Source organism: Orrella marina, assembly GCF_003058465.1.
Lineage (GTDB): Bacteria > Pseudomonadota > Gammaproteobacteria > Burkholderiales > Burkholderiaceae_B > Algicoccus > Algicoccus marinus.
This window is the reverse complement of sequence record NZ_CP028901.1, coordinates 899705-912619: the sequence shown is the minus strand read 5'-3', so window position 1 is coordinate 912619 and position 12915 is coordinate 899705. Positions and strand designations below refer to the sequence as shown.

Genomic DNA, 12915 nt, shown 5'->3' with positions numbered 1-12915 from the left:
ATAAGAAACTGGACTTTCCGTGATAAAAAGCACTAACACCACAGGCTCTAGCCTTGCAGTTGTACTAATCACTTTAAATGAGGGACATAATCTCAGGAGATGCCTCGACCAGATCATTGGTTGGGCATCCGAGATTTATGTTCTCGATAGCTACAGCAGTGATGATACTGTTGACATTGCCTTGGAATATGGTGCCACTGTGTATCAAAGACGCTTTAGAGGGTTTGGTGATCAATGGAATTTTGCACTGAGGACTTTTCCGATTACATCAGCTTGGATAATGAAGTTAGATCCTGATGAAATTGTTACAGACGAACTGAAAGCATCAATCTCTACCATAACAGACTCCAGTGATAGTCCTGATGCAATCAAGCTTAGATTGCAATTATATTTTATGGGAAAGTCACTCCCTGTTTTTCTAGAAATGACAAGGGTTTGGAGAACAGGCTCGTGCAACTTTTCAGGGGTTGATGTAAATGAGCACCTACTTGTGCAAGGAAAAATAGCCATTGCTGGTGGAATTATTGAACATCGTGACAGTCCGAACCTGGATCACTGGATTCGGAAGCAGAACAAGTACACAACAGCCGAAGCAAAGAGCCAGTACGAACAAAAGTCGCTGTCAGTTGAGCCTAAACTGTTCGGAAGCGCTCTGGAAAGAAGAATGTGGATCAAACGCAATTTCTGGAAAGTTCCAGGAAGATACAAGCTACTTTTTCTATATCATTATCTCTATCTTGGAACATGGCGCGCAGGACGAGTTGGCTGGATCTGGTCTCATTTAAGAACAGAAGTATATCGAACCTGGGAATATAAGAAATATGAAATGGATCTGCTTGGTGGCCCAGGCGTTGACATTCCTTCCGCGATCGGACAACCCGACCCTCGCGCTCAGCAATTCGACTAGTCTGGATATTTGATGACCTTCAAGAATAGAACACTTTTACTATCTGGTGGAACCGGTTCCTTCGGCAACGCGGTGCTTCGCCGTTTTCTCGATTCGGATATCGTAGAGATTCGCATCTTGAGTCGCGACGAAAAGAAGCAGGACGACATGCGCAAGAAGTATGACAGTCCGAAGCTGAAGTTCTACATCGGTGACGTGCGTGACTACCAGTCTGTCGTGAATGCCATGCGTGGTGTTGACTACGTATTCCACGCAGCAGCGCTTAAGCAAGTACCCTCTTGCGAGTTTCACCCGATGGAGGCAGTCAAAACCAATGTTCTAGGAACGGAGAATGTTCTAGAGGCAGCTATCAATTGCGGCGTCAAGCGAGTCGTCTGTCTGAGTACTGACAAGGCTGTCTACCCCATCAATGCAATGGGGATCAGCAAGGCCATGATGGAGAAAGTTGCCGTAGCAAAGTCCCGTGCTTCGTCATCCACCGTGATCTGTGCAACACGTTACGGCAATGTCATGGCATCGCGTGGTTCTGTCATTCCGCTCTTCACGAATCAGATTCGAGCCAAGCAAGCCCTGACGATCACTGATCCGAACATGACACGATTCATGATGACACTAGACGATGCAGTCGACCTGGTCATCTTCGCATTCACCCACGGAAATCCGGGTGAAATCTTTGTCCAGAAAGCACCAGCAGCGACGATCGAGGTCCTATCCCGTGCGCTCACGGGACTTTTAGGTGTACCTGAGCACCCCATCAATGTTATCGGCACACGTCATGGTGAGAAGCTATACGAAGTGCTCCTGAGCCGCGAAGAGATGGCATGTGCCGAAGATTTGGGAGACTACTTCCGGGTTCCACCAGACCTTCGCGATCTGAACTACGGCAAGTACGTCGAACAAGGTGAAGTCAAAATCTCTGAAGCGATCGACTACAACTCACATAACACCACGCGCCTTGATGTCGAAGGCATGAAACAATTGCTTTTGAAGCTAAGATTCATGCAAGCCATTGTTCGTGGCGAGAACGTCGAGCCAGAGGAATAATATACATATGACTTCCCCTCCCAGTTTCGGGATATCGTCTGAAAGTGAATACCCGCCGCCCTCTTCCCAGAAGACCATACTGGTCACAGGCGCAGATGGATTCATTGGCAAGAATCTTTGTCTGCGACTGCAGGAGATGGGATTTGATGTTCTCAAGTTCGTCCGCCAAAGTGATGTAGCGACCTTACCCGCTCTTGCTAACAGAGTCGGAGCTGTTGTCCATCTCGCAGGTGAAAATAGACCGAAGGATGATAGTGCATTTGACCTAGTGAATCGAGGACTGACAGAGGCTATTTGTGATGCGGTTGCAAAGAGCTCGACCAAGCCAACTGTCATACTGACCTCCTCCACACAAGCGGAACGCGATAATCCATACGGCAGAAGCAAGCTTGCCGCCGAGAAAGCAGTCACCAGACTGTCAGAAGCATTTCAGGTACCCGTCGTTATCTTCAGGCTACCAGGTGTATTTGGTAAATGGTGCAAACCACACTACAACTCGGTGGTGGCGACGTTCTGTCACAACATAGCGAGAGGACTACCCGTACAGATACACGATCCGAATGCTTTATTGCGTCTGGTGTACGTCGATGATGTCGTCACCTCTATCATCGCTTACCTCGGAAAGTATGGTGACTCGGATGAAGGCCACCCTGCTCCCGGTCAGCGTGACGCTTCGGTACAGGACTCATCTGGATCAATTCCTGAGGAACATTTCTTTCAGACAAGTCATAGAGAAGGTCTGAATCGGTCGCCAAGCCGTTCATCAACTGGAGCTGAGCATGTCGGCAAGTCACAGCATCCTGAGGTCGTCACACCACGGTCAGTTGGGAACGCTTCTTCAGAGGAGGTAACGACCACAAGCTGCTCTGAAAATGACCTTTTGAAACAGGAACAAGTAAGGGGGTCTGGCAACGCTTGGCTCGTGCAAGGATCTGTCTCTCCTGAATACAGCATCACTCTAGGTGACTTGGCTGATCAGATCAGAGCCTTCGAAAACTGTCGATCGTCTCTGGTCTCAGAGCGCGTAGGCTCCGGGCTCGTGCGAGCGTTGTACTCAACTTACATCAGTTACTTACCGAAAGAGCGTTTTGCTTACGAGGTCGTTCAGCACAGTGACCCGCGAGGGACGTTTGTCGAAATGCTGAAGACCCAGGATAGTGGGCAGTTCAGTTTCTTCACAGCACACCCCGGGGTGACCAGGGGAGGACACTACCACCACTCAAAGACGGAGAAGTTTCTGGTGATTAAAGGTCAGGCATTATTCCGGTTTCGTCACTTGCTGACAGATGAGCGATTTGAACTGCGCACATCTGGTGAGAAGCCTACTATCGTGGACACCATTCCCGGCTGGGTGCACGACATCACCAACACCGGTGACGACGAAATGGTCGTGATGCTGTGGGCAAATGAGAACTTTGATCGCGAACGTCCCGACACGATAAGCAGTCACCTTTGAATCATGAAGAAACTTAAAGTTCTGTCGGTCGTGGGTACACGCCCTGAAATCATTCGCTTGTCTCGGGTTCTGGCCGCACTTGATCAGTACTGCGATCATGTTCTTGTGCACACCGGTCAAAACTATGACTACGAATTGAACCAGGTGTTTTTTGATGATCTGGGTGTCAGAAAGCCAAACTACTTTCTGGATAGTGCTGTGGGTAGTACTAGTGCTGCACACACTATTGGTAATTTGATTACCGCAGTCGACGGCGTATTGGCGAATGAATGCCCTGAAGCAATGCTTGTTTTAGGTGATACAAATAGTTGTCTTTCCGTGATTCCGGCCAAGCGACGCAAGATACCTATCTTTCACATGGAGGCTGGTAACCGCTGTTTTGATCAACGTGTTCCGGAAGAAACCAACAGGCGGATTGTCGATCACACTGCCGACATCAACCTGACTTATAGCACGATTGCGAGGGAGTACCTTCTCAGAGAAGGATTGCCTCCAGACCAGGTGATCAAGACAGGCAGTCCGATGTACGAGGTATTACATCACTATCTTCCACAGATCGAGGCATCTGATGTGCTTTCCCGCCTCGGCTTGGAATCAGGACAGTTCTTTATTGTGAGCGCTCACAGGGAAGAGAACATCGAGTCTGACCAGAACTTCCATAAGTTGGTGGCGGTTTTGAATACGGTTGCGCAAACTTACAATCTTCCAGTCATCGTGTCTACTCACCCAAGAACACAGAGAAGGGTTGATGCGACCAGCACATCGTTTCATCCAAACATTCGTCTTCTTAAGCCACTGGGGTTTCATGACTACGTCAAACTCCAGAAAAGCGCGAAAGCAGTGTTGTCTGACAGTGGAACCATCAATGAAGAATCATCGATTCTCAACTTCCCTGCTCTGAACATTCGGGAAGCACATGAGCGACCAGAAGGGATGGAAGAAGCAGCAGTGATGATGATGGGGCTTGAGGCCGATAGAGTTATGCAGGGATTGCGTATTCTGGAAAGTCAGGCACGTGACGAAATGAGAGACCTGAGGCTTGTCAGCGACTACAGCATGCCGAATGTCAGTGAGAAAGTCGTTCGAATCATTCACAGCTACACTGACTATGTCAATCGCGTGGTCTGGAAGAAGTATTGACTAGGGTCTTCTGCTAGATTCCAGCTTGAGGTCATTCGAGTAGAGGTTCCGATAGCGCCTGTTGTGTCTGAGCAAAAGGCTTATTTGCAATCAGAATCCCTTCGTTACCGGTTTCAACGTTTGTTCGCCTTCGTTTCCTTTTCAATCCCACAGTTCACTGATTGCTCCTCGTATGCGTTTTGTTCTGATTGCTGACACGTTCCCTCCACTTCGCACATCAGGTGCGGTTCAGTTGAGAGATCTGTCGCGAGAGTTTGTCAGGCGAGGACACGAACTGACCGTTCTTCTACCGTCAGCATCGATCAAACAGCCTTGGGTAGAAGAAGACTTTGAGGGCGTACAGGTCGTAAGATTGAAGGCACCCAGGACTAAAGACATCAACTACGTTCAGCGAACATTGAACGAGTTCATGATGCCGTACTCCATGCTGCGCAACCTACGAAAGAGTCCTGTATACGCGACCAGGTGGGACGGCGTCATCTGGTATTCGCCATCGATCTTTCACGGACCTTTAGTCAAGGCGCTTAAACGTCAAAGCCGATGCAAAGCCTACCTCATCATTCGGGATATTTTTCCGGAGTGGGCTGTTGATATGGGTCTGATGAGTCGAGGCCTTCCGTATCACTTCTTCAATGCAGTTGCACAGTATCAATACTCAATTGCTGACGTGATTGGCGTTCAGACCCGAGGAAACCTAACGTACTTCGATGAATGGAGCAAGAAACCGGGGAGAAAACTCGAAGTCCTGCAAAACTGGTTAGGTCCTGCCGCGTCGAAACGTTGCTCAATCCGGATTGACCAGACAACACTTGCTGGCAGAAAGATCTTTGTTTATGCCGGAAACATGGGTGTTGCACAGGGAATGGACATCATCATTGATCTGGCGGAAAAGCTTCAAGATCGAACAGATATTGGTTTTTTGTTTGTCGGGCGTGGGAGTGCCGTTGAATTGCTGAAAAGCAGGTCAGCCCATCTGTCCAACGTCCTGTTCCACGATGAGATCGATCCGGATGAGATTCCTGACTTGTACGCACAATGTCATGTCGGGATTGTTGCACTAGATTCCAGACACAAATCTCACAACATTCCTGGCAAGTTTTTGACTTACATGCAAAGTGGTTTGCCGGTAATCGCCAACGTTAATCGAGGTAATGACCTGGCCGGCATCATCAGAAGTCACTCTGTCGGAGTAGTCTGCGAATCAAACTCGATACAGGAGTTGGTATCGCTAGCCATCGAACTCGACAAGAATGTGTCGAATAGTCAGACGATCCATTCAAACTGTGAAAGAGTATTCGCCGACTCGTTCGCCGCCAAATTGGCAGTTGAAAAAATCACTCAAGCAATTAAGTGAAAGGAATGGGCCGAGATGCGGCATTCGAAGATCCCCTATCCCCTTCCATGCTGAACCGTACGATTTTGTGAGTCGGCCTCTGCTTGTCTGGTGGCGGTAGTTGCTGATAGTCACCATACAGGTTTGTCAGCACCTCATCGAAATTGTTCGGAATCGGAAATGAATGTCCGCAGAAGTTCGACCGGGTTGTGGTGCCGCCCTGTCCTGGCGTGAATGCACCTAAGGTCAGAGTAGTACTGATGAAATCCTTATAACGCCGCATTCTACGAAAACGTCCTTGTTTATTGTCCAATGGCCCCGACACAAGACAGGTGACGTAGCGAGTTTCTGGTGTGGAACGTTCAGACCCCCGGCTAAAGAACATAACGATCGAGTTGGTGACTCGATCAATGCGTTGCTCACCCACCATGTTTAAGAATCGATGTATGCGCTCCATTATGACGGGGCTGTTCGTTATTTTCCGAGCATGCGATTCTCTCGTTGTCTTGCAACTGGAGATTCCAACATGTCAGAGACTGAACAATTCTGGCGAAAGCACCTGGATGCCATCGACGCTTCAGGATTGACCACCAAAGTCTATGCCGAGCAGAACCAGCTCAAAGCGATCGAGCTTTACAAGTGGCGCAATCATTTCCGGCGACAGGCTGAGCGTTCGCGCAAGCAGCAGTCAGGCTTCATGCGCGTGAATCTGGAGTCTGTCCAGTCGCGACCAGCACCGCTAGCTACCTCACGACCCGGCACCGCCTGCACGATCACCCTGGACGATATGCGCATTGAGCTGGCGACGTTGCCACCCGCCAATTGGCTCCGTAGTCTGTGTCTGACCGCTCGGGGAGATCAGTGATGCATCCTGGATACGCGATTGATCAGGTCTATCTGAGTTGCCACCCCGTGGACTTTCGCAAGTCCATTGCGGGCTTGAGCGCTCTGGTCGAGCAAGAGCTCGGGTTGAGTCCGTTTGGCACCGCGTTGTTTGTGTTCATTAACCGTCACCGTAACCGGATAAAAATTTTGTATTGGGATCGAAACGGATTTTGTCTTTGGTATAAACGTCTTGAGACCGATCGTTTCGCTTGGCCCAAGGGTGAGGCAGGGTCAACAGTTAATCTCTCGCCACAGGCCCTGCAGTGGCTTCTGGAGGGGTTTGATATCTGGGCGCACGGTCCACATAAAGCGCTTAATTATCAATGTGTTACATAGATTTTTGGGGCAGACTATGCTACAATGACGCATGTCTGCACCATCAAGTAAACCTCCCATCGAGATGCCTGAGATCGATCCCGAACAGTTCGGGATCAGCGCCTCGGCGCTCGAGCAATTAACGCAGACCTTGCACGAACAGCTCAGTGCGCAGTACGCCGCCCACTATGAAGCGCATTACTCGGCACACTACGCTGCGCACTACGATGCTCATTATGATGCCCACTACTCGGCACACTACGAGCGTGAGTTTCAGCAGCGCATGCAAAAGCTCTACGAAGACCTCATCCTGGCCCGACGCCGAATGTTTGGCCGCAGCAGCGAAGCGCATCCGGCCCAGGGTCGTCTGTTTGATGAAGCTGATGCCATTGCGCCCGAGACCACCGAGGCCGATGACCAGGCGGTGATTGCGCCGGCCAGCTCCGAGTCTTCCAAAACGCCCAGAACACCCAAAGCGCGCGGTAAACGTGGGCCACTGCCCAGTGATCTGCCTCGCGTGGATATCGTGCACGACGTGCCCGAGAGCGAGCGGCTCTGTGCTTGCGGCACACCGATGGTGGAGATCGGCGAGGAAGTCTCCGAGCAACTTGACATCGTGCCCATGCAGATCCGGGTGCTGCGCCATATCCGCAAGCGCTACGGCTGCCCGGACAAGAGCCAGAATCCGGTGATTGCCCCTGTGCCCAAGCAGGTGCTGCCACGCAGCAACGCCAGCCCCGATTTGCTGGCGATGTTGCTCACGGTCAAGTATGTCGATGGTCTGCCGCTGGCTCGTTTCAGTCACGTGCTCGAACGCTCGGGTGCGCGTGTCACCCGCCAGACGCTGGCCCGATGGGTGATCGGCACCTCGCAGGCGCTGCAACCCCTGCACAACCTGTTGCGAGATTCGCTGCTCGACAGCCCAGTGCTTGTGATGGACGAGACGATTGTGCAGGTGCTCAAGGAGCCTGACCGAGATCCGACGGCCCAAAGCTACATGTGGGTGCAGGTAGCAGGCCCGCCTGGCAAGAAGATGGTGCTCTATGACTACGATCCAAGTCGCTCCGGCACGGTCCCCGTGCGACTGCTCGAGGGGTGGACGGGATACCTCATGACCGATGGATACAGCGGCTACTCGGCCGTGGCCCGAACACCTGGTGTGGAACATCTCTCGTGCTGGGCGCATGCGCGTCGCCCCTTTGTCGAAGCCCAGGCCGTGCACAAAGGCAAAGTCGGCAAGGCCGACCAGGCGCTGGCCATGATCGCTCGACTCTACAAAATAGAGAAAGACGTGCGTCAGGCCAGCGATGCAGACCGATACCTGGCTCGCCAGCGGCGCAGCCTGCCCATTCTGAACGAGATTCGACAGTGGGTCGATCAAAATCTGCCACTGGTGCCGCCGAGCACCAAACTGGGTGCAGCGCTGGCTTATCTGGACAAGTTCTGGGGCCGGTTGGTGCGATACACCGAACGCGGCGATCTGCCCATTGACGGCAACCCAGTCGAGAATGCCATTCGCCCGTTCGTGGTGGGCCGCAAGGGCTGGTTGTTCAGTGACACACCGGCTGGCGCACATGCCAGTGCAGTCATCTACTCCCTGGTCGAGACGGCCAAGGGCTTCGGGTTCGAACCCTACCTGTGGTTGCGCCACGTCCTGCGTCGTCTGCCATTGGCGCAGACTGTCGAGGACTATGAGGCCTTGATGCCGTGGAATCTTCATCCACAGGATTTAATCACTCAGCGCGAAATCTGAACATCCTGTTATTGCTGGATCGCGTACGAATCGATACGCGAGATTCACTATCAGGCGCACTGGATAAGCTCTGCGTGTGGCGAGCTTTCTTTGTCGGCCTGTCTGATAGATCGCTCGTGCGATACGAACCCAGCGGGTGAGCTCAAGATGGGCCTTCCCTGTCGCACTGTGAGGCCTGACATCATCGAACGGAAAGATGTCGAGGTAGATACCTTGGTGAATATCCCTCGCTTGTGTTTCAGGGCAGACAAACTCGGTACCGTCGAGCCTTAACTTGGCGAAGAGCCACGGATGAGCAGGTTCCGATCCCGCGTGCTGCAAGAAGAACCCAGGTGACAGCTCAGATGAACCCAGGGCCAGCAAACGTTCGTAGTCCGATCGAAGCAGACAGACATCCGCGTCGTCGTCCCACGGCACAAACCCTTGATGTCTTACTGCACCCAGAAGCGTGCCCGCACCGAGTTGATACGGAATACCCAGTTTCTGGCAAACACGATCAAACTCAACAAGCAGACGCAAGAGTCCATCCTGCAAAGAAGTCAGATCCGCCTGTGTCAGCGTATAGGAGTCGTCTGGATTGAGCGGCAGAGTCATCGCACCTCTGGTTCAGACGTGACAACAAGCACCTTGTCCAGATGGGGAAACAGGCGGGCCGCGCTCAATGCACGAACAGACAGATCAAGGCAACTGGCCATTTCGCCCTCCTTCAGGTCGACACTTCTCACTTCAACGCCAGATTGTCCAGATCCTCTGGACAATCTGGTGAGTTGTGATAAGCCGTTGCTACCCAGAATTCTGGGTACCCATTCATACGCTATAACTCCAGGTGCGGGCGCAGGGGCAGCATCAAGTACGACAGAGCGGGTCAGACCATGAATCGTCGGTGTGTTCTTGCTCTTTTGCTCAAACACCGCCTGGCCGACCCAGGGTTGCACCACTGAACTGCGGCAGGATCCGATATGCACTGCCTGCGAGGCCCCGCGAACGTGGGTCAGTTGGATGTGTTCACCATACTTGTTGAACTGCCGACGTGCAGGAAGCATCTCCATCGCCTCACAGCGTAAAGCAGCAAGCCGTGCATTATCGTCCCTGTTTGAATCGCTTAAATGGCTTAAAGCGGTTGCGCTCTGCGAGTTCCCTGATGTTTGAGGACTTCTCCAGTTTCTGGCGGCAGAAGCAATCTTCTCAGGGGAGACTTCTCGCCGGGTGCTTCGCAGATTTGCGTAATTGGTCTCGATTTGGGATAGAACCTGCTTCCGCCCACCTGCCCTTTCTGTCAGATCCACCAGTTTGAAACGCACTCCGTCACCACTCATTGCATCAGCCAACTGCGTCAGTTGATCCAGATAGTGAACCTGCTCTGCGTCGCTGGTGTGATTGATAAATGACAAGACACCACTGAGGTAGGTGAACGCGAACTCGATTTCAGTATCGACCCATCGTGTCATGGGTTCTGCATAAGCGCGTAGATAGTCTAGCCAGGCCACTTCGGCCCAGTTCAGAGACGGACTGTCTGGCAGTCCGAGGCCTTTATACCCACCAAAGGGAACACTGAATCGCACACCATAACGCGTGACCTTCTTCTGGATATCCAGTGCTGTTTCGGCAACGATTGCGGAGCGGCGATATGGACGCCTGGTAATCAGATTGACCAGACTCACCAGATTGGCCGAGTTTGTCGAGACCATGGCCGGATCAGACATGTTCAGTCTGCCATTCCAGAGGGCTTTCTTGCCAGTACCACGACTGGATGGAGGATTCGCTCAGAGTTGGGTCACAACGGCTCAGATACGCGAGATAGTGGTCCTTCGCACAATCTGAAAAAGCCTCGCCCCGATACCGTTCTGCATGATCCCGCAGCCGCAACAAAAGCCCGAAAATGGCTGGATACCGGTCTCGAAATTCCGTGCTCAGTACTCGTGGCAACTGTTCAAAGTAAAAGCATGGTTCGTCGTAACGAAATCGCACGGCGAAGCCGATCGGATTGAGGAGTTTGTACAGCAGTTTGCGTCCGCCAAAGCGCAGGTACCGAACAAACCAGGCCAGATCAGTGCGTTCGACCGAGTGCTCAAGGCCAGGCAAGAGAGGCAGCCGTTCATACTCGCCTTGCAGAAAGCGGACCGTGCTGTGATGGCCTAGCAAACTGATGACATCGTCCTCGGGCACTGTCAGATCACGGGTACTTGTAAAGTCAATATCGACAATTGGCACGCTCTCCCAGAAGGAGTCTTCACGGTCCATCAATTCCGTTAAAGCCTGCTCGCGTTGCGTCATCGATGTCAGGTGTGCAATGGGTACCAGTGCCGGAATTGCGATGATGATGTTCTTGGGTGTTGCATCCCGAAATGGAATCGTTGATACGCGATTCCAGGCAGTCTGCATCACTTCAAGCTCGGCCTTGACTGCCCCTGAGAGTGAATATGCACGTGAAACCGAACCTGAAGTGGAACCCGAAGCCAAACTCGAAGGCGAACTCGACACCGACAGCAGCTCGCTGAGTGTGGTCAGGAGATCAATGATTTTGTAAGAGAACGGGTACGGTTGTGAAGCGATTGAATGTGATTCTTTCAACAACACCGCCTGCATTCTGTGCAGGCGGTGCAGACAACGTCTGAGCAAGATACGTTCGACGGCACGACCTCTCGGGTGACGGGCGGTACGAACCAGCAGATCGTACAGACGGATACCCGATGCAAAGTTCAGTTCCAGACATTGACCGTGAACACCGACCGGGTTTGTAAAAACATCCGGGCGTATTGTGTGCAGGTGCCGTAACACCTTGAATTCATGTCGAGCAGACTCGGGGATTCGCAGTACTTGCGATACACCTGATCAAGCAGTGCATCGGGTTCACTACCCAGTGTGCGCTCCTTTGAAACATGGCTGTCAAAGTACTCGAGATGCTCCTGATGGACGCGATGATCGTGTTGCAAAGCGGTCAGGTCATCGATGGTATCGACATCGAATGTGGACCATGCAGGCAATCTGACCGCCCTCACCGCTGATGTTGCCGGTTTGGACGCCGTCTCGATGATCTGTTGCAAAACCTGCCATTGCCGACTCACGTTTGTTTGCTGTGCAACGTCGACCGCTTCAACGAGACGAGTCATCATGTGTCTGGGCCAAACGACCGCGTGGGCCATCTGCCATTCGGAATCAGGGTCATCGAACCGCAGCACCTTGTTATCGTCGGTCACGTGCACACGAGTTTGTTCCGGCCACGCTCCTTCCGTGTAGTGACTGTCTGTCGAAGCACTCGCTTGGCGACTGTCCACTGAATCGCCTCGTGCATCCTCGGCTCTGACGCTGCGCACAGCAGTGGACATGACCTGCAATCTCGCATGTTTAGCCGGTGCCGGAGAAATCGCAACCAGCGCGCACGGCTGACTTCGGATCTGAGGAGGGTTTTGCGAGTGATGACTTGTTGATACTCGGGTTTCTTGCCCAGTTGAAAGGCATTCCAGGCCAGGATCGCTCTTTGCTTCCCGCATACAAGCCTGCACAAGTGTCTGTAGTGCCTTGAGGGAATACAGCGTGTCGGCAAACAGGACCAGAACGCGATCCGCCTGGCATACACAGATCCCACACCTCACACAGCCCACACAACTTGCACCGCTGACACGATTTGTGCATCTGTGCTTGATGGCATACACAAGACTTTGCAGCAAGGTGGCGTTGGCATGGTCGGGATTATGCACCACGTTTGCGTTGTAACGCTGGGCAACGGCCTGAATCGAGTCAGCCCATCTGCCCGTGACAACGGTCACGGGCAGATGTCGAGGTTCACCAAACTGACCTTCATGCTGATTACCACACTTCCTGAGTCGGGAAAGGAGCAATTCCAGGGTTCCGCGTTGATCCCAGATTGGAGCCAGCGCCTTGTGTCCCTGACCACCACTGGCTTCGAACCGTTGCCCCTGGCCAGCAGCAAGAATGACGACCTCGACCTGAGGTGGAGTGCGATTACGATCTGTGTTTGCTGGCCAATGTTCCGTTTTGGTCATATTCTGAAACTCAGTGGTGATTGTTGGCGTTTCTGTCCCTTTGTACTTCTGTACTTCTGTTCTTTCGTACTGCTGCAC

At 52.3% G+C, this 12915-nt stretch carries 12 protein-coding genes; 8 read left to right on the top strand and 4 right to left on the bottom strand.

What is annotated here, in order from left to right; genetic code table 11:
- Positions 1–19: 19 nt before the first annotated feature.
- The 8 genes from DBV39_RS04060 to tnpC all read left to right on the top strand — a co-directional run bounded on the left by DBV39_RS04060 (position 20) and on the right by tnpC (position 8833).
- Positions 20–907, top strand: coding sequence for a glycosyltransferase family 2 protein (locus DBV39_RS04060; protein WP_108620458.1), 888 nt, complete (start codon positions 20–22; stop codon positions 905–907).
- 12 nt (positions 908–919) lie between these two features.
- The gene (locus DBV39_RS04055; RefSeq protein ID WP_108620457.1) at positions 920–1951 is read left to right on the top strand and encodes a polysaccharide biosynthesis protein; all 1032 of its coding nucleotides are present in this window, start codon (positions 920–922) and stop codon (positions 1949–1951) included.
- Between the two features lie 7 nt (positions 1952–1958).
- The gene (locus DBV39_RS19835; protein WP_227870803.1) at positions 1959–3407 is read left to right on the top strand and encodes a polysaccharide biosynthesis C-terminal domain-containing protein; all 1449 of its coding nucleotides are present in this window, start codon (positions 1959–1961) and stop codon (positions 3405–3407) included.
- Between the two features lie 3 nt (positions 3408–3410).
- Positions 3411–4547, top strand: a complete 1137-nt coding sequence (wecB, locus tag DBV39_RS04040; protein ID WP_108620456.1) for a non-hydrolyzing UDP-N-acetylglucosamine 2-epimerase — start codon at positions 3411–3413, stop codon at positions 4545–4547.
- Between the two features lie 172 nt (positions 4548–4719).
- Entirely contained in the window at positions 4720–5901 is a 1182-nt protein-coding gene (locus DBV39_RS04035) for a glycosyltransferase family 4 protein (RefSeq protein WP_108620455.1), read from the top strand.
- A gap of 505 nt (positions 5902–6406) precedes the next feature.
- A complete protein-coding gene (gene tnpA, locus DBV39_RS04025) occupies positions 6407–6745 on the top strand; it encodes an IS66 family insertion sequence element accessory protein TnpA (RefSeq protein ID WP_108620453.1) in 339 nt (112 codons plus the stop codon).
- A complete protein-coding gene (gene tnpB / locus DBV39_RS04020; protein ID WP_108620452.1) occupies positions 6745–7101 on the top strand; it encodes an IS66 family insertion sequence element accessory protein TnpB in 357 nt (118 codons plus the stop codon). Before tnpA ends, tnpB begins: the two co-directional genes overlap by 1 nt.
- A gap of 31 nt (positions 7102–7132) precedes the next feature.
- Positions 7133–8833 (top strand): IS66 family transposase, encoded by a 1701-nt coding sequence (gene tnpC / locus DBV39_RS04015; RefSeq protein ID WP_108620451.1) that lies wholly within the window; start codon positions 7133–7135, stop codon positions 8831–8833.
- Here the strand turns inward: tnpC and DBV39_RS04010 are convergent.
- From DBV39_RS04010 to DBV39_RS03995, 4 genes are read right to left on the bottom strand one after another with little or no spacing between them, the layout of a single operon-like run.
- Positions 8810–9427, bottom strand: coding sequence for a LicD family protein (locus DBV39_RS04010; protein WP_108620450.1), 618 nt, complete (start codon positions 9425–9427; stop codon positions 8810–8812). The two genes, tnpC and DBV39_RS04010, sit on opposite strands and share 24 nt — an antisense overlap.
- Entirely contained in the window at positions 9424–10536 is a 1113-nt protein-coding gene (locus tag DBV39_RS04005) for a hypothetical protein (RefSeq protein WP_108620449.1), read from the bottom strand. The genes DBV39_RS04010 and DBV39_RS04005 overlap by 4 nt, the downstream gene beginning before the upstream one ends.
- A complete protein-coding gene (locus DBV39_RS04000; protein WP_159078788.1) occupies positions 10529–11611 on the bottom strand; it encodes a hypothetical protein in 1083 nt (360 codons plus the stop codon). Before DBV39_RS04000 ends, DBV39_RS04005 begins: the two co-directional genes overlap by 8 nt.
- Positions 11533–12837, bottom strand: a complete 1305-nt coding sequence (locus DBV39_RS03995) for an NTP transferase domain-containing protein (protein ID WP_159078787.1) — start codon at positions 12835–12837, stop codon at positions 11533–11535. The genes DBV39_RS04000 and DBV39_RS03995 overlap by 79 nt, the downstream gene beginning before the upstream one ends.
- Positions 12838–12915: the final 78 nt, after the last annotated feature.